The 19,817-nt window shown below is 67.5% G+C and carries 24 protein-coding genes; 16 read left to right on the top strand and 8 right to left on the bottom strand.

Going from position 1 to position 19,817, the window contains the following annotated elements:
- Nucleotides 1–154: 154 nt before the first annotated feature.
- From rplU to EKM57_RS06940, 3 genes are all read left to right on the top strand, one after another.
- Complete coding sequence (gene rplU / locus EKM57_RS06950) at nucleotides 155–754, top strand: 50S ribosomal protein L21 (RefSeq protein ID WP_129791744.1); 600 nt, start codon at nucleotides 155–157, stop codon at nucleotides 752–754.
- Between the two features lie 24 nt (nucleotides 755–778).
- Nucleotides 779–1,051, top strand: a complete 273-nt coding sequence (gene rpmA, locus EKM57_RS06945) for a 50S ribosomal protein L27 (RefSeq protein WP_129791743.1) — start codon at nucleotides 779–781, stop codon at nucleotides 1,049–1,051.
- A gap of 159 nt (nucleotides 1,052–1,210) precedes the next feature.
- Nucleotides 1,211–1,792: a GNAT family N-acetyltransferase gene (locus EKM57_RS06940; RefSeq protein WP_129791742.1), complete on the top strand. Its 582-nt coding sequence runs from the start codon at nucleotides 1,211–1,213 to the stop codon at nucleotides 1,790–1,792.
- Between the two features lie 140 nt (nucleotides 1,793–1,932).
- Here EKM57_RS06940 and EKM57_RS06935 read toward each other — a convergent pair whose 3' ends face one another.
- Entirely contained in the window at nucleotides 1,933–2,775 is an 843-nt protein-coding gene (locus EKM57_RS06935; protein ID WP_129791741.1) for a metal-dependent hydrolase, read from the bottom strand.
- A gap of 46 nt (nucleotides 2,776–2,821) precedes the next feature.
- On the opposite strand from EKM57_RS06935, the gene EKM57_RS06930 reads away from it, so the two are divergent.
- From EKM57_RS06930 to EKM57_RS06915, 4 genes are all read left to right on the top strand, one after another.
- The gene (locus EKM57_RS06930; protein ID WP_129791740.1) at nucleotides 2,822–3,418 is read left to right on the top strand and encodes a TetR/AcrR family transcriptional regulator; all 597 of its coding nucleotides are present in this window, start codon (nucleotides 2,822–2,824) and stop codon (nucleotides 3,416–3,418) included.
- Nucleotides 3,419–3,473: 55 nt separating this feature from the next.
- A complete protein-coding gene (locus tag EKM57_RS06925; RefSeq protein ID WP_129791739.1) occupies nucleotides 3,474–3,827 on the top strand; it encodes a nuclear transport factor 2 family protein in 354 nt (117 codons plus the stop codon).
- A 206-nt stretch (nucleotides 3,828–4,033) separates the two neighbouring features.
- Nucleotides 4,034–5,065: a GTPase ObgE gene (obgE, locus tag EKM57_RS06920; protein ID WP_129791738.1), complete on the top strand. Its 1,032-nt coding sequence runs from the start codon at nucleotides 4,034–4,036 to the stop codon at nucleotides 5,063–5,065.
- Entirely contained in the window at nucleotides 5,062–6,009 is a 948-nt protein-coding gene (locus EKM57_RS06915) for an NAD(P)-dependent oxidoreductase (protein ID WP_129791737.1), read from the top strand. The genes obgE and EKM57_RS06915 overlap by 4 nt, the downstream gene beginning before the upstream one ends.
- A gap of 74 nt (nucleotides 6,010–6,083) precedes the next feature.
- Here the strand turns inward: EKM57_RS06915 and EKM57_RS06910 are convergent, their stop codons facing one another.
- Nucleotides 6,084–6,605: a Pycsar system effector family protein gene (locus tag EKM57_RS06910; RefSeq protein WP_243450918.1), complete on the bottom strand. Its 522-nt coding sequence runs from the start codon at nucleotides 6,603–6,605 to the stop codon at nucleotides 6,084–6,086.
- Between the two features lie 123 nt (nucleotides 6,606–6,728).
- Here EKM57_RS06910 and EKM57_RS06905 point away from each other — a divergent pair, with 123 nt between their 5' ends.
- From EKM57_RS06905 to EKM57_RS06895, 3 genes are all read left to right on the top strand, one after another.
- Entirely contained in the window at nucleotides 6,729–6,977 is a 249-nt protein-coding gene (locus tag EKM57_RS06905; protein ID WP_129791736.1) for an acyl carrier protein, read from the top strand.
- 147 nt (nucleotides 6,978–7,124) lie between these two features.
- Nucleotides 7,125–8,366, top strand: coding sequence for an aminotransferase class I/II-fold pyridoxal phosphate-dependent enzyme (locus EKM57_RS06900; RefSeq protein WP_129791829.1), 1,242 nt, complete (start codon nucleotides 7,125–7,127; stop codon nucleotides 8,364–8,366).
- Between the two features lie 212 nt (nucleotides 8,367–8,578).
- Nucleotides 8,579–10,594, top strand: a complete 2,016-nt coding sequence (locus tag EKM57_RS06895) for an ATP-binding protein (protein ID WP_129791735.1) — start codon at nucleotides 8,579–8,581, stop codon at nucleotides 10,592–10,594.
- Here the strand turns inward: EKM57_RS06895 and EKM57_RS06890 are convergent.
- The 4 genes from EKM57_RS06890 to EKM57_RS21790 all read right to left on the bottom strand — a co-directional run bounded on the left by EKM57_RS06890 (nucleotide 10,551) and on the right by EKM57_RS21790 (nucleotide 12,879).
- Nucleotides 10,551–11,438: a hypothetical protein gene (locus EKM57_RS06890; RefSeq protein ID WP_129791734.1), complete on the bottom strand. Its 888-nt coding sequence runs from the start codon at nucleotides 11,436–11,438 to the stop codon at nucleotides 10,551–10,553. The two genes, EKM57_RS06895 and EKM57_RS06890, sit on opposite strands and share 44 nt — an antisense overlap.
- 10 nt (nucleotides 11,439–11,448) lie before the next feature.
- A complete protein-coding gene (gene xth / locus EKM57_RS06885; RefSeq protein ID WP_129791733.1) occupies nucleotides 11,449–12,228 on the bottom strand; it encodes an exodeoxyribonuclease III in 780 nt (259 codons plus the stop codon).
- Nucleotides 12,229–12,346: 118 nt separating this feature from the next.
- Entirely contained in the window at nucleotides 12,347–12,682 is a 336-nt protein-coding gene (erpA, locus tag EKM57_RS06880) for an iron-sulfur cluster insertion protein ErpA (protein ID WP_129791732.1), read from the bottom strand.
- A 47-nt stretch (nucleotides 12,683–12,729) separates the two neighbouring features.
- The gene (locus EKM57_RS21790) at nucleotides 12,730–12,879 is read right to left on the bottom strand and encodes a hypothetical protein (protein WP_165357228.1); all 150 of its coding nucleotides are present in this window, start codon (nucleotides 12,877–12,879) and stop codon (nucleotides 12,730–12,732) included.
- Nucleotides 12,880–13,031: 152 nt separating this feature from the next.
- Here EKM57_RS21790 and purS point away from each other — a divergent pair, with 152 nt between their 5' ends.
- The 5 genes from purS to EKM57_RS06855 all read left to right on the top strand — a co-directional run bounded on the left by purS (nucleotide 13,032) and on the right by EKM57_RS06855 (nucleotide 15,555).
- On the top strand, nucleotides 13,032–13,274 hold the full coding sequence (purS, locus tag EKM57_RS06875; protein ID WP_129791731.1) for a phosphoribosylformylglycinamidine synthase subunit PurS: 243 nt from the start codon (nucleotides 13,032–13,034) through the stop codon (nucleotides 13,272–13,274).
- Complete coding sequence (gene purQ, locus EKM57_RS06870; RefSeq protein WP_129791730.1) at nucleotides 13,271–13,945, top strand: phosphoribosylformylglycinamidine synthase subunit PurQ; 675 nt, start codon at nucleotides 13,271–13,273, stop codon at nucleotides 13,943–13,945. The genes purS and purQ overlap by 4 nt, the downstream gene beginning before the upstream one ends.
- A gap of 31 nt (nucleotides 13,946–13,976) precedes the next feature.
- A complete protein-coding gene (gene ybaK / locus EKM57_RS06865; RefSeq protein ID WP_129791729.1) occupies nucleotides 13,977–14,450 on the top strand; it encodes a Cys-tRNA(Pro) deacylase in 474 nt (157 codons plus the stop codon).
- Nucleotides 14,451–14,585: 135 nt separating this feature from the next.
- Entirely contained in the window at nucleotides 14,586–14,978 is a 393-nt protein-coding gene (locus tag EKM57_RS06860) for an RcnB family protein (protein WP_129791728.1), read from the top strand.
- Between the two features lie 220 nt (nucleotides 14,979–15,198).
- The gene (locus EKM57_RS06855; protein ID WP_129791727.1) at nucleotides 15,199–15,555 is read left to right on the top strand and encodes an iron chaperone; all 357 of its coding nucleotides are present in this window, start codon (nucleotides 15,199–15,201) and stop codon (nucleotides 15,553–15,555) included.
- 177 nt (nucleotides 15,556–15,732) lie between these two features.
- Here EKM57_RS06855 and EKM57_RS06850 read toward each other — a convergent pair whose 3' ends face one another.
- Nucleotides 15,733–16,428 (bottom strand): pirin family protein, encoded by a 696-nt coding sequence (locus tag EKM57_RS06850; RefSeq protein WP_129791726.1) that lies wholly within the window; start codon nucleotides 16,426–16,428, stop codon nucleotides 15,733–15,735.
- A 41-nt stretch (nucleotides 16,429–16,469) separates the two neighbouring features.
- Nucleotides 16,470–17,687 carry a polyhydroxyalkanoate depolymerase gene (locus tag EKM57_RS06845; RefSeq protein ID WP_129791725.1) on the bottom strand — a complete coding sequence of 406 codons (1,218 nt, stop codon included), beginning with the start codon at nucleotides 17,685–17,687 and terminating at the stop codon, nucleotides 16,470–16,472.
- 146 nt (nucleotides 17,688–17,833) lie between these two features.
- On the opposite strand from EKM57_RS06845, the gene EKM57_RS06840 reads away from it, so the two are divergent.
- Nucleotides 17,834–19,609 (top strand): ABC transporter transmembrane domain-containing protein, encoded by a 1,776-nt coding sequence (locus EKM57_RS06840; protein WP_129791724.1) that lies wholly within the window; start codon nucleotides 17,834–17,836, stop codon nucleotides 19,607–19,609.
- Nucleotides 19,610–19,817: the final 208 nt, after the last annotated feature.

The following is a 19,817-nucleotide window of genomic DNA, read 5'->3' as shown; positions in this document are numbered from 1 at the left end:
TCCTCTACGGGGCAAGCCGCGGCGGGCCGGAGGATCCCAACTCCCATTCCTCCGCAGGCTTGGTTGACAGAAGCCGCCTCCCTATGTAGCAGCCGGCGTTCCGCGCGGCCGAAGGGCGAGCGCGGTCAAGCTTAGCAAGGTGTTGGAAATAGCCATGTTCGCAATCGTGCGCACTGGCGGCAAGCAGTATCGCGTCGCCGCCGGAGACAAGATCGTCGTCGAGAAGCTCGCCGGAGAGGCGGGCGACACCATCACGCTGGGCGACGTCCTGCTCGCCGGCGAAGGCGGCGATCTGAAGAAGACCGACGGCCTGACCGTATCGGCCGAGATCATCGCGCAGGCGAAGGCCGACAAGGTGACCGTCTTCAAGAAGAAGCGGCGCCACAATTATCGCCGCAAGCGCGGCCATCGCCAGCAGCACACGATCCTGCGGATCGTCGCGATCGGCGACGAGAAGGCCGCGCCGAAGAAGGCTGCCGCGAAGCCTGCGCCCGAGAAAGCTGCCGACGAGAAGCCCGCGGCCAAGAAGGCCGCGCCCAAGCCTTCCGAAGGGCCGGCCAAGATCGAGGGTGCCGAGAGCGAGATGACCGACACGCCGGCAACGAAGAAGCCGGCCGCCGAGACCAAGGCCGCCGAGGCGAAAGCCGAAGCTCCGGCCAAGCAGGAAGGCGAAGCGGGCGAGCAGACCGATACGCCGGCCACGCCGAAGAAGAAGGCTTCGACAAAGAAGCCAGCCGCTGATAAAAACGCGTAAAGAGATTCGAGGTAGAGTTTCGTCATGGCACATAAGAAAGCAGGCGGTTCGTCCCGCAACGGCCGCGACTCACAGAGCAAGCGCCTCGGCGTGAAGAAGTTCGGTGGCGAGAACGTCATTCCGGGCAACATCATCGTGCGCCAGCGCGGCACCAAATATTATCCGGGCACCGGCGTAGGCATGGGCAAGGACCACACCCTCTTTGCGCTTGCCGAAGGCCGCGTCGCATTTCGCGACGGCAAGCTCGGCCGCAAATTCGTGTGCGTGGACATGCAAGCGATGAGCGCAGCCGAATAGGGACAGTCGATGACGGGCTGTCCCCCCAAGGGGCGGCCCAAGTCCGAAAGGACATGCGAGGGAGAGGGGCCGCCCCCTCTCCCTTTTTCATTCTCCCCCGCAACACTGTCGCCGGACCGTCACTCAGGGACTGTATCGGCGCGTCCAGGAGGGAATGAGATGTTTGCGAGGACTGAAAGACTGTTGCTGAGACCCGGCTGGAGGGAGGACGCGCAGGCGCTGTACGAGGCGATCCGCGATCCCGGCATCATCCGCAATCTCGCCAGCGCGCCCTGGCCCTACGGCCTGTCCGACGCCGAGGCGTTCCTGGCCAGCGAGCGCGGGCCGCACGAGCCGTGCTGCCTGATCTTTCTGCGCACGCTGGGTGCGCCGAAGCTGATCGGCGGGACCGGTTTCGGCCGGATGCCCGACGGGCGCCACGAACTCGGCTATTGGATTGCGCGGCCCTATTGGGGCCTGGGATTCGCCACGGAGGCCGGACGCGCGATGATCGACATCGCCCGTGGGCTCAGGCTGAAGACGATCGAGGCGAGCCATTTCGTCGACAACCCGGCCTCGGGCAGGGTGCTGCGCAAGCTCGGCTTCAAGCCGACCGGCGCGATCGTCGAGCGCTACAGCGCCGGCCGCGCCGCCCGCGCGCCGAGCCGGTCGTTCGAGCTGAACCTGGGCGGCGAGTCCGCGGCCGCCTGCGACATGCGCGAGGCCGAAGCCCCCGAGAAAGCCTGCGCCATGGCGGCGTGAGCGTCCCTCCCGACATGGTCGGGAGGCAGACGATCCATAAGGTGGGGGAGGCGTACGTCCTCATCGGCCCCTCGGGCCGAGAAGGCGCCGCCACCACCCCGCATGGCCCCCTCCCCTCGCAAAGCGATGGGGCGGAACCGTCAGGCGTAGGCCCCGGTCGTCAGTTTCTGCTCCGCGGCGGCGATGAGGTGGCGGTCGTCCTGTTTCCAGGGGTGGAAGCCGGGCAGGAAGAAGGCCACCCACGCGCCGAGGATCTTGCGAAGCATCCCCGGCCGAATCCAGGCGAACCAGAGCATGCGCGACCAGGCACGCGGGCCGGTGATTCCGTCCTGGCGGAGCAGCTCGAGCGTCCCGAGGCTGCGGTCGACGACGAAGTTGCGGGTCACGAAGAGCATGACCTTCGCCTTCACCTTCCAGCGCTTGCCGCGGGGCCAGCCGCGCGTCGCGTGCAGCCAGGTGTCGTAGGCGACGCCCTTATGCTCGATCTCCTCGATCGCGTGCCAGCGCCACAGGGCCGCGCTCTCGGCGTCGGCGCGTTCGAGGTGCCGGGAATCCTTCAGAAGTTCGTGCGCCAGGATGGCGGTGAAATGCTCCAGGCACATGGTCGCGGCGAGGTTGACGATCGGTGGGCGGGCACGGGTGATCGACAGCCGCCACTCGACGCGCGCTTCGAGCGAGGAGAGGTCGTAGCCCGCCTCAAGCGCGCGCTTGTTGAACTGGATATGCTCGCGGCTATGCATCACTTCCTGAGTGACGAACGCCTTGATCTCGGCGGCCAGGCGCGGCGGCGCGCCGTCGCGGAACTGGCGGACGCTTTCGACGAAAAAGGCCTCGCCCTTGGGAAAGGTGGCCGACAGCGCATTGTAGAATGCGGTGCCGATGGGGTCGCCGCCCATCCACCAGCGCTGCCCGGCGAGGCCGCGGCCGAAGCGGCGGTCGCGCGGGGTGATGGTCAAGTCTGCGGGTGTACCGGATCGCGCCATGCTGTATCTCCGTGCCTCCCGCCGTTCCTATGAAGTACTTACATCGATGTCAATAAGCCGCGAACGCCTCAGCCCGGAACAAAGCCGGGCGACCGCGCTGGAGGCCGCGCGCCGGCTTCTCATCGACGAGGGTCCGCAGGCGGTGACGCTGAAGGCGGTCGCCGGCCGCATCGGCAAGACCCATGCGAACCTGCTGCACCATTTCGGATCGGCGGCGGGCCTTCAGGCGGCGCTGGCCGGGCTGATCAGCGACCGCGTATGCGCCGGCATTGCCGAGGCGGTGCAGCGCAGCCGCCAGGGCGAGGCCGATCCGATCGAGATCGTCGACCGGACGTTCGACGCCTTTGGCAAGGAAGGGGCCGGGGCGCTAGCCGCCTGGATGATCCTGTCCGGCAATCGCGACGCGCTCAATCCGATCCTCGAATCGATCCACCAGCTCGTCGACCGGCTCGGCCAGGGTCACGAGGACCGACCGGTGCACGAGATCACCCTCTGGCTGGTGCTAGCGGCCGTCGGCGACTCCCTGCTCGGGGAGGCGATGGCCGACGCGCTCGGCCTGCCGCGCGGCAAGGCACGGGAGACCGCGCGGCGCCAGCTCATCGCGGCCAGCCAGGCGCGGGACGCCGCGGAAGGGCAAGGCTGAACGACCGCGCCCGGCGGTGCGTTCACAGGAAGGACGCAACGATCGGAGCACGAGAATGAGCGATGAAAGAGACGATCTGCAGGCGGTGGAGCGCGCCTTCTGGTTCGGCGACGCCGAACATTATCGTGCGTGCCTGACCCCCGGCTGCCTGATGGTCTTTCCGGGCATGGGCATCGTCGGCCGCAAGCAGCTCATCGCCGGGATCGAGGCCGGTCCGCGCTGGTCGGCCGTGTCTTTCCAGGACTGGCGACGCGACGATCCGCAGGAGGGGGTCGCGATCGTCGCCTATCGCGCGACCGCGACCCGCGCCGGGATGGACGCACCGTATCGCGCGCTGTGCGGCAGCGTTCATGTGCGCGACGGCGGCCGGTGGCGCCTCGCCTTCCACCAGCAGTCGATAGAAGGCTGATGCCGGTGGTTTGGCGGAATGCGCGCAACGGGAGTCCAAAGCGCCCGGGCGGGAACGGCCGTGAAGAAACGCGATGGGCAAGAGCCACGGGAGGCGCGCTGCAGGCGCCTGGCGGCCGACGCTCGACGCGGCCCTGCGCCACAAGCCGCCGGTCGCCTGCGGCGCTCGCCATTGCCGGTCAGGGCTGCGGGCCCTAGATCGCGGCCATGCATTTCCTCGACCAAGCCAAGATCTTCATCCGCTCGGGCGCAGGCGGACCCGGCGCGGTCAGCTTTCGCCGCGAGAAATTCATCGAATATGGCGGCCCCGACGGCGGCGACGGCGGCAAAGGGGGCGATATCGTCTTCGAAGCGGTCGACGGTTTGAACACGCTGATCGACTTCCGCTACACCCAGCATTTCAAGGCACCGCGCGGCACGGGCGGCGCCGGCCGCAACCAGACGGGGGCCGGCGGCGACGACCTGGTGATCAAGGTCCCGGTCGGCACCCAGATCTTGTCCGAGGACAAGGAGCATGTCCTCGCCGACTTCACCGAGGTCGGGCAGAAGGTCGTGCTGCTCAAGGGCGGCGACGGCGGACGAGGCAATGCCAGCTACAAGAGCTCCACCAACCGGGCGCCGCGACAGCACGGGACCGGCTGGCCGGGCGAGGAGATGTGGGTCTGGCTGCGCCTCAAGCTGATCGCCGACGTCGGGCTGGTCGGCCTTCCCAATGCCGGCAAGTCGACATTCGTCAACGCCGTGTCGAACGCCAAGGCGAAAGTCGGCGACTATCCCTTCACCACCCTGCATCCCAAGCTGGGCGTCGTCCGCCACAAGGGCCGCGACTTCGTCGTCGCCGACATTCCCGGCCTGATCGAGGGCGCCGCCGAGGGCGCCGGGGTCGGTGACCGGTTCCTCGGCCATGTCGAGCGCACCGGCGTGCTGCTCCACCTGGTCGACGCCAACAACGAGGATGTGGCGACCGCCTGGAGAACGGTCCGCGACGAGCTCGAAGCCTATGGCGCCGGCCTTGCCGACAAGCCCGAGCTGGTCGCCTTGAGCAAGTCCGACACGATCGACGCCGAGCTCGCGGAGGCTTTGGCCGCCGAACTCCGGGCGGCAGGAAGCGGCCCGGTCCTCCCCGTCTCCGGCGCGACCGGAGAAGGCGTCGACGCGGTGCTCGACGCCTTGATCGAGCGGATCAACCGGCCGGCGGAGCAAGGTGCGGACGAGGCCGGAGGCTGGTCGCCCTTATGAGCAAGGATTCCAGCGGGAGGCGCGGCGACAGAATCCGCACTCTCGCGATCACGGGCGGTACCGGCTTCGTCGGCGGCCACCTGATGCGCGCGGCGCGGGCCCAAGGCTATGATCTTCGCGCCCTCACCCGCGGCTGGCGGCCGCCCGAGGAAGGCGTCGACTGGGTGGATGGGGCGCTCGACCGGCCGGAGAGCCTGGCCAAGTTGTGCGAGCGGTCGGACGCGGTCGTTCACGTCGCGGGCCTGATCAACGGATCTGGCCGGGAGGCGTTCGAGGCGGTGAACGTCACCGGGACGGCGCACATGATCGACGCCGCGCGCGCCGGCGGAATCCGCCGCTTCGTGCTGATTTCGTCGCTGGCGGCGCGCGAACCGAATCTTTCCGAATATGGCCGGTCCAAGGCGCGGGCGGAGCGGCTGGTCGCCGCCTCCGGGCTCGACTGGACCATCATCCGTCCGCCGGCGGTCTACGGGCCCGGCGACCGCGAGACGTTCGAGCTCTTCAAGATGGCCTCCCGGGGACTCGTCGCCCTGCCGCCGCGCGGCCGCTTCTCGGTCATCCATGTCGAGGACCTATGCCGCCTGGTGCTGGCCGTGATCGGCGAGCCCGAAACCTATGCCGAGACCTACGAGCCGGACGATGGTCAAGGCGAAGGGTGGGAGCACCGCCATTTCGCCCGCACGCTGGGCCGGGTGCTCGGCAAGCGCACGGCCACGCTGGCCATGCCACGATTCCTGATGCACGGCGCTTCGCGGGTCGAACGGCTGGTGCGCCGCGGCAACGCCAAGCTGACCGCGGACCGGGTGCGCTATTTTTGCCATCCCGACTGGGTCGTGACCGCCCGCAACCGTCCGCCCGAGGCGTTGTGGACCCCCCGGATCCGCACGGCCACGGGCCTCAAGGAGACGGCCGACTGGTATCGGGAGCAAGGCTGGCTGCGCTGATGCGGTCGCTGGAGCGCTAGCTCGGCCGCCGCTCGAAGCGAGCGGTCCTGTCGTTCACGGGCCGAGCAAGACGCTCAGGTCAGATAGAGAATGATATAAGCGAGGCAGCTCGCCACCAGGCCGGCGAGCAGGATACGGTAAGCGTATCCCAGGAAGCGGTATTTCTTGTTCTGAAGCACCCGGCCCGCCTGGTGGATGTCCCGCGCCATGGTGCGATAGACGCTGTCGTCGCTCCGCAGCTGGGCCATCAGCCGCTCGACGAATTCGTCCTCGTCGAGGCGACTGAAAACGCCGAAGAAGAGGAGGTTCGCATGGTCGGACGGCTGGCGGCTACGCGTCGCCGGAAGGACGGCGAGCACCGCGAAGATCGCCGAGAAGAAGGCGGCCCCGCCCAGGATGAGAAGAGGCAATGGTGCGGTCGAGCCGCGCGCCTGGCCGATCGCGATGGTGAAGATCACGAAGGTCGCGCCCATCACGATATTGGCCTTGGCATCCGCCATCGCCGAGAGTTGGAGCTGCGCGAGCTGGGTCGTGCGCATCAGGTGCACGGCGTTCATCGGGTAGCGCGGTTCGTCCGCCTGAATCTCTTCCGCCACCAGTCCGCCCCGTCTGAAAACCTGCCTTCGTCATGGCACGGTCGCGGCGCGCTTGCCAAGCATCCGCCCTGTTCTGGCCCAATTCGCTTGGCAGAGGGGGCAGGCAGACCCTAAAGCGCCGCAATGACCGACCGGACACAGACCTTCGCCAAAGTCGCCGAGCTGATCGAGCCCTTCAACAAGAAGGGCGTCGAGCTGACCGACTCCACCACTTTCGCCGGCGATCTCGAATGGGACAGTCTGGTGGTGATGGACTTCGTCGCCTCGGTCGAAGACGAGTTCGACATATTGATCACGATGAACATGCAGGCCGAGATCGAGACGGTCGGCCAGCTCGTCGATGCCGTCGACAAGCTGAAGACCGAAGATTGATGGAGTTTCCTTCCCCGGAAACGGGGAGGAGTCAGGAATGAGCGGGCCTCCACCGGCAGCGGCCGGTGTCGAGAACCCGTCCCCTGCCCCTCCCTCGTACGGGAAGGGGGGAAAGGCAGAGAAATGACCGAAGCGCTGAACAATGCGATGGATCCGGCGGACGAGGAGCGTCCGCCGACCGTGCCGGGACGCGATCTCTTCTCGAAGTTCGACGCGCTGATCGCCGAGCGGCAGGCGCTGCTCGACACCGGCGTACGCGATCCGTTCGGCCTGGTCATGGAGCGAGTGCTGTCGCCGACCCGCGCGATCATCCGCGGCAGGGAGACGATCCTGCTGGGCACCTACAATTATATGGGCATGACCTTCGACCCCGACGTGATCGCGGCGGGCAAGAAAGCGCTCGACGACTACGGATCGGGCACCACCGGGAGCCGGGTGCTCAACGGCACCTATCAGGGCCATCGCGAATGCGAGGAGGCGCTGAAGGAATTTTACGGCACCCGGCATGCCATGGTCTTTTCGACCGGATACCAGGCCAATCTCGGTCTAATGTCGACCATCGCCGGCAAGGAGGATTTCATCATCCTCGACGCCGACAGCCATGCCAGCATCTATGACGGCTGCTTCCTCGGCGACGCCCAGATCGTCCGCTTCCGGCACAACAGCGTCGACGACCTGGCGCGGCGGCTCGGGCGCCTTCCGGCCGATGCCGGCAAGCTGGTGGTGCTCGAGGGCGTCTATTCCATGCTCGGCGACATCGCTCCGCTGAAGGAAATGGTGGCCGTCGCCAAGCGCCATGGCGCGATGGTCGTGGTGGACGAAGCCCATGGCATGGGCTTCTTCGGCGAGCATGGCCGCGGCGTGTTCGAGGAAGCCGGCGTCGAGGACCAGGTCGATTTCGTCGTCGGCACCTTCTCAAAGTCGGTCGGCACGGTCGGCGGCTTCGTCGTTTCCAACCATCCGAAGTTCGAGGTGCTGCGGCTGGTCTGCCGTCCCTACGTCTTCACCGCATCGCTGCCACCGTCGGTCGTGGCGACCGCGGCGACGTCGATCCGCAAGCTGATGCATGCGGGCGAGAAGCGCGCCCATCTGTGGAAGAACAGCAAGCGGCTCCATCTGGGGCTGCGCGAGCTCGGATTCGACCTCGCCACGCCGGAGGCACAGTCGGCGATCATCGCGGTGCTGCTGCCCGACCAGCAGACCACGGTGCTGATGTGGCAGGCCCTGCTCGAGGCGGGCCTGTACGTGAACATGGCTCGTCCGCCGGCGACGCCGACCGGCATCTTCCTGCTGCGCTGCTCGCTATGCGCCGAGCATAGCGACGAGGACGTGGGCCGAATCATCGACATGTTCGCCACCGCCGGCCGTGCGACGGGGGTGATCGCCTAGTCTTCATCGGGCAAAGAGAGGCGTCTGGCGAAAGCCATCGTCCGTGAGCACCGCCAGGTCCGGTTCGCACCGGCTTCGGCTCGCCATGGCCACGGTTGCGGGGACCCCCGTCACCCGCTGCGCCCGATAGGGTTCGAGCGGCCGGGCAGACGCATCCGGAGCCTTGCGCTCTGCGCCTTCCCTTGGTGCGCCGCATCCTCTAGGTTGACGCCATGGCGGAAGAGCCGATCGCAGCCGCTGGCGAGGAGGGCGGCCCGCCCCCATGGCGCGCCTTATGGGTAAGCGCCGCCGCGCTGCTTGCGACGCTGGCGCTGATCGGGCTCATCTTCATGATCACCTGGTCGAACCGGGCCCGCGACGAGGCGCTGGGCTGGGAAAGGCGCACCTATGAGGTGATGCTGCTCACCCGGACGATCGACGCGACCATTGCGCGTTCCGAGGCGGCGCTGGGGCGGTATGTTCTGGACGAGGACCAGAATACCGGCACCGCTTACTATAACGACTGGCGGACCGCCGGATGGCATATCAGCCAGCTGCAGCGGCGGCTGCGCGACGATCCGGAGCAGGTCCGTCGCGTGGCCGATCTTCTTACCCTGTTCGAGCGGCGCAACCTCGAGATCAGCCCCGCCGCAAGCGCGGCCGAACGGCGCGAAGGATCGGGCGGCCTCAATATCCTCTATCAGGCGGCGCAGTCGGCGACCCTGCCGGCATTGCGTGCGCAGCTCGAGGCCATCGCCCGCGCCGAGCGCGACAATCTGGCGCGGCGCGCCCGCGCGACCCAGATCTTCGTCGCCCGCACCGATGCCTTCACCGAATGGCTGGGCTGGCTCGCCATATTGATCGGAATCGGCGCGATCGGACTGGCCGTGCTCGCCTATCGCGCCTTCGTCGAGGGGCGGAAGGCGCGGCGCGAAGCCGACAGCGAGGCCTGGCGTGCGCTGGAGCTGGAGCGCGCCGTCCAGGAGCGCACGCGCGAGCTCAGCGACGCCAACGAACGGCTGAAGGCCGAGGCGACCGAACGCGCCTCCGCCGAGGCGCAGCTGCGCCAGGTCCAGAAGATGGAGGCGGTCGGTCAGCTGACCGGCGGCATCGCCCACGATTTCAACAACATGCTGGCCGTCGTCGTCGGCGGCCTGGACCTCGCCCGCCGCCGGCTCCACGGCCCGCGCCGCGAGGTCGAGTTCCACCTCGACAATGCGATGGAGGGGGCGACCCGCGCCGCCGCCTTGACCCGGCGCCTCCTCGCCTTCGCACGGGCCGAGCCCTTGCTGCCCGAGGCGATGATCCCCTCCGAGCGGGTCGAGAGCATGCTGGACCTGGTCGACCGTGCGCTCGGCGAGCGGATCACCATACACACGCGCTTCCCCGAGACGCCCTGGCATGTCTGGGCCGACTCGACTCAGCTCGAGAACGCCCTGCTCAACCTCGCCGTCAACGCCCGCGACGCGATGCACGGCAGCGGCGAGCTGATGATCGACGTGGACAATGTCGTCCTGGCGGACGAGGAGATCGACGACCTTCCCGCCGGCGACTATGTCAAGATCGCCGTCGCCGACACCGGATCGGGCATTCCGCCGGAGCATCTCGAGCGGGTGTTCGAACCCTTCTTCACCACCAAGCCGATGGGCAAGGGAACCGGCCTTGGACTGACCCAGATTTTCGGCTTCGCGCGCCAGTCGGGCGGCCACGCCAGGATCGCGTCCACGCTCGGCGAGGGAACCACGGTCACGCTCTACCTGCCCCGCTACATCGTCGCCGAGCCGGCCAAGCCGGCCCAGGCGGCCGCGGCGCCGGTGGCCGAGACACGCACCGTCCATCCCGGCGCGGTGATCCTGGTGGTGGAGGACGACCCGCGGGTCAGCCGCTCGACCATGGGCGCGCTCGAGGAACTGGGCTACCGCCCGCTCGCCGTCCCGGGCGGCCGGGAAGCGCTCGAAACGCTCGAAACGCATCCGGAGATCGATCTCGTCGTCACGGACGTGATGATGCCCGAAATGACCGGCACCGAGCTTGCCGCGGCGCTGCGCCGCCTGCATCCGCACGTGCCGATCGTGTTCGTCACCGGCTATGTCGGCGAAGCGGGCGAGGCGGAGGAACTGGTCGGTGGCGAGCTGCTGCGCAAGCCCTTCACCGTCGCCGCCCTTGCCCGCGCCGTGGAATCGGCCCTGGGCGCGCAGGGGCGGGTCAGCGGATCGCACCTCGCCTCAACAGGCGAGGCAGCAGAATGAGGGCGCCGAGGAACGGCCAGCGGCGCTGCCACGGCTTCACCTCGATATCCGTTCCGGCGTGGCGGTTGATCTTCCAGGCGAGATAGTCGATCCCACCGGCGAAGGTCGTGCTCGCCTTCGCAAGCCGCACGAGGGTGAGCGCCTTCCCCTTTCGCCGACGCCCTCTCCAGGCCCGGGCCACCGACTGCGGCGAGCTGGCCGGCAGCGGCGGCCCGGCCATCACGGCCGCGCCGATACGGGCATAGTAATCGCGATCCGCATCGACGATCGACCCCGACCGCTCCCGTCGCTCCGCCCGAAGTTCGGCGCCGTAAGTGAGCGCGAAGCCGGCGCGGAACACCGCCAGCGGGTCGTCGCGATCCTCGGCCATGGTGGGACGCGTAAGCGCGAACAGGGTCGGCGCCGCCGCGGCGATCGCGGCCACGGTGCGTGCCCGCGCCCCCTCGTCCCTGGCCCAGACCAGCCGCGACGGCTGGGCGAAACGCGCCCAGACCGAGACGCTGCGTGCTTTCAGGCCGCATTCGCGCTCGAGATCCGCCTCGCTCAGCACCGCATATTTGGCGACCAGGCCCTGATGCTCGAACGGGAAGACGTTGGGCGGGATCAGCCGGTTGGCGAAAGCGAGCCAGCCGCGACCATAGGCCTCGCGATAATCGGAGACGATGAGGTAGAAGTCGAGCATCAGTCCGCCAAGCTCCCGCTGGCGCAGGCAGGAGCCGTAGAACAGGACGGCTCGCGACGCCTCGCCATATCGGGCAGCGATCGCCGCCGCCATGTCCGCGACACGCGGATCGACGGGCCGCGACAGCTCGGCTTCGACGACTTTCCGGATGTCAGGCGCCATGAAGGCGACCTCAGTCCTCGATCCCGACCCAGGTCGGCGCGTGGTCGCTCGCTTTCTCGCGGCCGCGATACTCCTTGTCGACGCCGGCATCGAGCAGGCGATCGGCCGCCAGAGGCGAAAGCAGGAGATGATCGATCCGGAATCCGGCGTCGCGCTGCCAGCAGCCGGCCGTATAGTCCCAGAAGGTGTAGACGGCGCCATCGGGATAGCGGGCGCGGATCGCGTCGGTGAAGCCGAGGTTCAGGATGCGGCGATAGGCGGCGCGACTCTCGGGCTGCATCAGCGCGTCGCTGGCCATGGCCCGCGCCGAGAAGACGTCGTCCGGATCGTCGGTCGGGATCACGTTCCAGTCGCCGGCCAGCACGACCGGCCGTTCCTCGGCGAGCAGCGCCTGCGCATGGACGCGCAAGCGATCCATCCAGGCGAGCTTGTAAGCAAATTTCTCGGTGCCGACCGGATTGCCGTTGGGCAGGTAGATCGAGGCAATGACGACTCCGTCCACCTCCGCTTCGATGTAACGGCTGTGCGTGTCGTCGGGATCGCCCGGAAGGCCGATGCGGCGAACCTGCGCCGGCCGCCCAGGCGTGAGGATGGCGACGCCGTTGAAGCCCTTCTGGCCGTGCCATACGCCGTCATAGCCGGCGGAGCGTATATCCTCGATCGGGAAAGCTTCGTCGGCGCATTTCACCTCCTGAAGGCAGAGTATGTCGGGCTTCTGCTCCTCGATATATTCGATCAGGCGGGGGAGCCGGGCGCGGATCCCGTTGAGATTGTAGCTGACGATCTTCATGGGCCTGGCTTAGCCTCTCCCGTCATGGCCGCGAAAGCCGGAATCCTGCCTTCTTGCATATAGCCGCCCCCAAGGCCGATCTTCCCTTTCGTGGCGCTGACGAAAGAGGTGCAGGGCCCTAGACGGAAAAGCTGGTGCCGCAGCCGCAGCCCGAGGCGGCGTTGGGATTGGTGACCTGGAAGGCGGCGCCGCCGAGGCTTTCGACGAAGTCCACGGTCGAGCCGCGCACCAGATCGAGCGAGATCGGGTCGACGACGAGGGTTACTCCGTCCCGCGCTACCGACACATCGTCCTCGGCGAGATCCTCGGCGAGCCCGAAACGATATTGAAAGCCGGCGCAGCCGCCGCCTTCGACGGAAAGCCGCAGGATCGGCGGTTTGCCCTGGCGCGCGGCAATAGCCGCGACGCGGGAGGCGGCGCTGGGCGAAAGGGCGATGTCGTCCGTATCGGTCATGGCCCTGAGATAGGGTTCCGAGGCCGCACAGACCAGAGGGAAGGCGATCAGCCCCTGGTGCGGTAGCCGCAGACGATCCCGAACAGGAAGGCCATGAACAGGCCGAGCTGGATCTGGCCCCGCGGATCCGACCAGCCGAGGAGTTCGTGCCCGAAGGCGAACAAGGCGATGAACATGCTCAAGGCCAGGCCCATCATGGCAGTTCGACTCCCGCTATCGCGACCCTGGATCGAGCCGAAGACTCACACAAAAGGGTAAAGCGGCCGTGAACGCTTGTGCGGCCGGACGTCGGGCGCCATATGGCGGCGAGGCGGGCTTGGCCCCTTATTTGCGGAGCGACGGACGGCCGATGAAGACTCGTGTCTATGTCACGCTGAAGAATGGCGTGCTCGATCCCCAGGGCAAGGCGATTCACCATGCGCTGGAGGGCCTCGGCTTCGGCGGCGTCCGGGACGTGCGCGCCGGCAAGCTCATCGAGCTCGACCTCGAACCGGACGTCACCGAGGATGCGGTCGAGGAGATGTGCCGAAAGCTGCTCGCCAACACCGTCATCGAGAATTACCGGATCGAGAAAGCGGAGCGCGCGGCATGAAGAGTGCGGTGATCGTCTTTCCCGGGTCCAATTGCGACCGGGACATGGCGGAGGCGCTGAAGCTGGTCACCGGCCGCGCGCCTGAGATGGTCTGGCACCGCGAGACCAGTCTTCCCGACGGCATCGACCTCGTGACAATTCCGGGCGGCTTCTCCTATGGCGACTATCTGCGCTCCGGGTCGATGGCGGCGCAGTCGCCGGTGATGCGCGCGGTGCGCGAAGCGGCCGACCGCGGCGTTCCCGTGCTCGGCGTGTGCAACGGCTTTCAGGTGCTGACCGAGGCGCGTCTCCTGCCCGGAGCGCTGATGCGCAACGCGGGCATCGCGTTCGTCTGCCGCGACGTCGCCCTGCGCGTCGAAAACAGCCAGTCGGTCTTCACCTCCGGCTATGATTCGGGCGAGGAGGTCGTCATTCCGGTCGCCCATCATGACGGCAATTATCAAGCCGATGCGGAGACGCTCGACCGGCTGGAAGGGGAAGGCCGGGTGGCCTTCCGCTATCTCGGCCAATGCAACGGCTCGGCGCGCGACATTGCCGGTATCCTCAATCCGGCCGGCAACGTGCTGGGCATGATGCCGCATCCCGAGCGGGCGGTGGAGTCCGCGCACGGCCGCACCGACGGTCGGCGGCTGTTCGAGGGGCTGCTGGAGGCGGTGAGCCAGCCGGCCTGACGGACGGCCGCTCTCGACCGGCGGCCCGGCGATGGCGAAAGCGACGCGCGCGACGCGAATGCTGGAGGCGGCGGGTATCGCCTTCACCGTCCATGCATACGACTATGATCCCGGCGCCGAGCGGGTCGGGATCCAGGCCGCCGAGGCGCTGGGCCAGCCGCCGGAGCGCCTGCTGAAGACGCTGATGGCGCTGGTCGACGGCAGGCCGGTCTGCGCAATCGTTCCGTCCGACCGCGAAGTCTCGATGAAGAAGCTCGCCGCCGCGTTCGGCGGCAAGAATGCGCAGATGATGAAACCCGCCGAAGCGGAGCGCGTCACCGGCTACAAGGTCGGCGGGATCAGCCCGTTCGGACAGGCGCGCCCGATCCCCGCCGCCATCGAGGCGCAGGCGCTCGTCCACGACCAGGTCTATATCAACGGCGGACAGCGCGGGCTCCAGGTCCGGCTCAATCCCGAGGATGCGCGGCGCCTGCTGGAGGCCAAAGCGGCGACATTGATCGCCTGACGTGGAGCCGACCGTGGCGGCGGCGGGACGAACGCAGCTTTCGCGACAATTTACCGCTCCGGCCGACACTCTTTCCGGACAAAGGGGACCCATCTTCTTCTCGACGCCCCATGCCGGGGCGAATGGAGATGACAGATGAAGAAGCTCGTTTCAGCCGCCCTGGCCGCGTCGCTGCTGGCGACGCCGCTGATCGCCGCCCCGGCCTCGGCCGCGCCCCGCCATGACGATCGCGGGCGCGCCGAGCAGCGGTACGACGATCGCGGACGCGGCGACCAGCGCTCCGACTATCGCAATAACGGTCAGCACCGCTCGGCGCAGGCCTATCGGCCGGGGCAGGTCCGCCACTGGCAGCGCGGCGAGCGGTTCGACAGCCGCTATTCCCGCAACTACCGCCAGATCCGCGACCCGCGCGCCTATCGGCTCTACGATGCGCCGCGCGGCTATAGCTGGGTCCAGTCGGACAATGACGCGGTCCTGGTCGCGATCGCCAGCGGCCTGATCGGCGCCGTCGTCGGCAACGCCTTCTGACGCGATGCGGCCCCGGCGGAAGAGCCGCCGGGGCCGCTTCCGTCGCAATTCCACCGGGCGTAGCGGAACAGGCCCGGGACTCCCGTTGGATCAGACCCGCGCCGGCTTGCGAATCCCTGCGATGGGTCCCGGGCCTAGGCGCGCCGAGACACAGAGCGGCATCAAGAGCTTCAGCCCCCCGTTTGTTGCCTTTGGACATGCTCAAAGGCATATTGTCGGCATGACGAAGAATGATGACCATGACGCCTATATAGCTGCCGCGCCGGAGCAGTTTCGCGCCATGTTGGGTCAACTGCGTGCACAGCTATCGCGGGCACTACCGGACGCCGAGGAAGTCGTGAAGTACGATATGCCCGGATTTCAGATCGAAGATACGATCATCGCGGGCTATGCGGCCTTCAGTAAACAATGCGGTCTATATGTCGATCCAGGCGCAATTGCTGCCCATGCAGACGAGATCGATTCCTTGAACCTCAAGCGAACCAAGACGGGAGTTACGTTCTCCGTGAGCAAGCCTATCACCGATGAACTCGTTGAGAAATTGGCAATCAGCTCGCGCAGAAAAAAGGGTTACTAGGGACCGTTTTCGGCAACCAAGATCGGTTTACAACCCGTGCGGGCTCGGAGCGGGTCGTTGGAACTTGAAGCGTTCGGCCGAAGCGGACATTCGCTAATCATGTTCGGATGCGGTTTGGGCTCATCGCCGCCATTCGATGCTATCGGTTTTAATGGATCCCGACCCTAGGTCATCGCCTCAGGCCAGGTCGAACAGGAGCAGCTCGCAATCCGTCTCGGCCTCGAGGACGAGGCCGGGCTCGTCCTCGACGGCCGCACCATCCCCCTCCCGCATCTCGGTACCGTTGAGCGCCAGGATTCCGCGCACGGCCTGAACCCAGCAGCCGCGCCCAGGCCGGATCGAATGATCGACGCGATACCCATCCTCGATCCTCGCGAGCGAGACCGTCACGTCCTGGTGGACGCGCAGGGAGCCCGCCCGGCCATCGGGAGTCGCGACCTCCACCAGCCGGTTGGAGGGCAGGTCCGCGAAGCTCTTCTGCTGATAGCCCGAGGGCAGGCCGCGGGAATCGGGAATGATCCATATCTGGAGAAAGTGGGCGCGAAGATGCGCGTCGGCATTCATCTCGCTATGAGCGACGCCCGTCCCCGCGGACATGAGCTGGACGTCGCCGCGCCGCAGATTCGCGACGTTGCCGAGGCTGTCCCTGTGCTCGATCGCGCCTTCGAGCACATAAGTCAGGATCTCCATGTCGGCATGCTCATGCTCGGGAAAGCCGGCGCCGGGCGTGACCCTGTCCTCGTTGATCACCCGAAGGGCGCGAAAGCCCATATTCGCTGGATCGACATAGTCGGCGAACGAGAAGCTGTGATAGCTGTCCACCCAGGCACCGGCGTGGCGACCGCGTGCTCCCCTGTCACGAAAGCGGATCATTCGCCTGGCCCATCATCCTGCCGCCGGGATCGGCCGCAGCCTCAGTCATGCCGCGCGATCCAGTCCTCGACGACCGGGGCGATGCGGTTGCGCCACTTACTGCCATGGAAGATGCCGTAATGACCGGCGCCCTCGGCGAGATGATAGCGCTTCATCCGCTTCGAAATGCCGGTCGAGATGTCGAGCGCGGCCTTGGTCTGACCGACTCCCGAAATGTCGTCCCGCTCGCCCTCGATCGCCAGCAGGGCCACATCCCTGATCGCCGCCGGATCGACCGGCCGGCCGCGATGGGTGAGCTCGCCCTTCGGCAGAAGGTGGCGCTGGAAGACGACGTCCACCGTCTGCAGGTAGAATTCGGCGGTCATGTCGCAGACCGAACGATATTCGTCGTAAAAGTCCTTGGTCGCCTCGGCGCTGTCGTCGTCGCCCTCGATGAGATGCTTGAACATCTCCCAATGGCTGACGAGGTGATTGCCAAGGTTCATCGTCATGAACCCGGCGAGCTGCAGGAAGCCCGGATAGACCGACCGGCCGGCCCCGGGATAGAGATAGGGGACGGTGGCGATCACGTTGCGCTCGAACCAAGCGTAGGGCCGCTGCGTCGCCAGCGTGTTCACCGCGGTCGGCGCCTTGCGGGTGTCGATCGGCCCGCCCATCAGCGTCAAGGTCTTCGGCCGGCACCGATGCTTGTCGGCGCTCATCAGCGCCGCAGCGGCGTAAGCGGGCACCGAGGGCTGGCAGACGGCGAGCATGTGGGCGCCGGGCCCGATATGCTCCAGGAAGGCGATCAGATAGTCGATATAGTCGTCGAGGTCGAAGCGGCCCTCGTCGAGCGGCACCATCTTGGCGTCGCGCCAGTCGGTGATGAAGACGTCGTGGCCCGGCAGCAGCCGTTCGACCGTGCCCCGGAGCAGAGTGGCGAAATGACCCGACATCGGCGCGACGATGAGCAGCTTCGGCCCGCCGGTCACGCCTTCGCGGCGGAAATGCTTGAGCTGGCCGAAGGGCTTGCGGAGCACGATCTCCTCGTGAACCGCGACCTCGCGGCCCTCGACGAGGGTGGTCTCGAGGCCGAAATCGGGCTTGCCGCGCGGCGCGGCGGCATGGGCGAAGACGTCGAGCGCCGATGCGACGATCGGCCCCATCTGCGAATAGGAAAAGGGATTGACCGGATTCTGCATCCAGCCGGCGCCGATATTGGCGAGCGTGCTTGCGCCGGCGAGCAGCGAGCGCTGCATTTCATATGCGTCGTAAAGCATCGAACCTCCACCCCCGGTTCAACCCATATGGCGGCGCCGGGGGCAATAATCCATACCGGGTTAACCGACCGGTCGGCCAACGGTTGCGTAACGACCGGCAGCCGTCGCCATTGAGCGGGGCGGGCGGCGCTGCTACCCCCACCGCCATGGCCTCCGCCCGACCCGAACCGGCGCCGCTCAAGAAGATCGGCGATCTCAAGATGATCTGGCGGCGCGCCCTGCGCTACAAGGGCAAGATCGCCGCGGCGGCGGCGGCGCTGCTGGTCGCGGCGGCCGCGACGCTGGCCATTCCCGACGGCTTCCGCCGGGTGATCGACCAGGGCTTCGGCGCCCAGGGCGGATCGGTGGCGCCGATCTTCAACTACCTGCTCTTCATCGTCGGAATCCTGGCCGTGGCGACCGCGCTGCGCTTCTATTTCGTGTCGATGCTGGGCGAGCGGGTCGTCGCCGACATCCGGGCCGACGTGCACGAGAACATGCTGCGCCTGGAGCCGCGATTCTTCGAGGAGAACCGCCCTTCCGAGATCGCGTCGCGCATCACCACGGACACGGCGGTGATCGAAACGGTGGTCGGATCGACCGTCTCGGTGGCGCTGCGCAACCTCGTCATGGCCATCGGCGGTATCATCTACCTGTTCGCGCTCGCGCCGATGCTCACGCTCGGCCTCCTGGTCGGGATCCCGCTGGTGATCGTGCCGATCATCCTGCTCGGTCGCCGGGTGCGGAATCTCTCGCGCAGCAGCCAGGACCGCATCGCCGACGTCGGCACGATCGTCGCCGAGACCCTCGGGGCGATGCGCATCGTCCAGGCTTTCTCCCAGGAGCAGCGCGAGAGCAGCCGCTTTCGCTCGGCCGTCGAGGCTGCCTTCGGGACCGCGCGACGGCGGATCGTGGTGCGTGCGCTGATGACCATGATCGTCATCTCGCTGATCTTCGGCGGGATCACGATGATGATGTGGCAGGCGACGGTCGACGTCGCGCAGGGCCGCATCAGTGGCGGCACGATCGCCGCCTTCGTCATGACCGGGGCCCTGGTCGCCGGCGCGCTCGGCGCGCTCACCGAAGTCTATGGCGAGTTGCTGCGCGGCGCCGGCGCTGCCGGACGGCTGGCCGAGCTTCTCGCCGAAGTGCCGGAAATCCGCGCGCCGGCCGATCCGACGGCGCTGCCCGAACCCGCCCGCGGCGAGCTCGAATATGACCAGGTGACGTTCCGCTATCCCACCCGGCCCGACGTCAGCGCCCTTCACGAATTCTCGCTGAAGGTCCGCGCCGGCGAGACGGTGGCGGTGGTCGGGCCCTCGGGGGCCGGCAAGTCCACCCTGTTCCAGCTTGCCCTGCGCTTCTACGATCCCCAAATCGGTGCGGTTCGGCTCGATGGAATCGACCTGCGCGAGGCGGATCCCGCGGCGGTGCGCGGTCGCATCGCCTTCGTTCCGCAGGAGACGGTGATCTTCGCCGCGTCGGCGCGCGACAACCTCCGGTACGGCATGTGGGAGGCGGACGACGAGCGGCTGTGGGCGGCAGCCGAAGCCGCCAATGCGGCCGAGTTCCTGCGCAAGCTGCCCGATGGCCTGGACACCTATCTCGGCGAAGGCGGCGCCCGGCTGTCGGGCGGGCAACGCCAGCGCATCGCGATCGCCCGGGCGCTCCTCCGCGACGCGCCCCTGCTGCTGCTGGACGAGGCGACTTCCTCGCTCGACGCCGAATCCGAGCGGCTGGTCCAGGCATCGCTCGAACGACTGTTCGAGGGGCGCACGACCATCGTCATCGCCCACCGGCTCGCCACCGTCCGTGCTGCCGACCGCATCATCGTGATGGAGCAGGGCCGCATCGTCGAGGAAGGCACCCATGACAGCCTGAGCCGCCGCGGCGGCCTCTATGCCAAGCTGGCACGGCTGCAGTTCGAGGGGCTCGCGGCCTGACGCTTGGCGGCCGGGGGCAAGCGCATCGGCGTTACAGCGCGCGCTGCGGCCAGGGCTCCGTTCGCGCCAATGCGCCAAGCCGCTTACCGGCGGATCGGGAGTCCGGAAGCCTGTTCGACCTGGAAATCCCTTTGGGCCGCTTGCCATCGGGCCACCGGCGCCGCCAGCCATTTGTTAAGCCAAGCCGTATAGGCACGTCGCAGGCGCC

The organism is Sphingosinicella sp. CPCC 101087 (genome assembly GCF_004151485.1).
Taxonomy (GTDB): domain Bacteria; phylum Pseudomonadota; class Alphaproteobacteria; order Sphingomonadales; family Sphingomonadaceae; genus Allosphingosinicella.
Note: the sequence above shows the minus strand (reverse complement) of the source record. Positions and strands in the feature narration are given on the sequence as shown.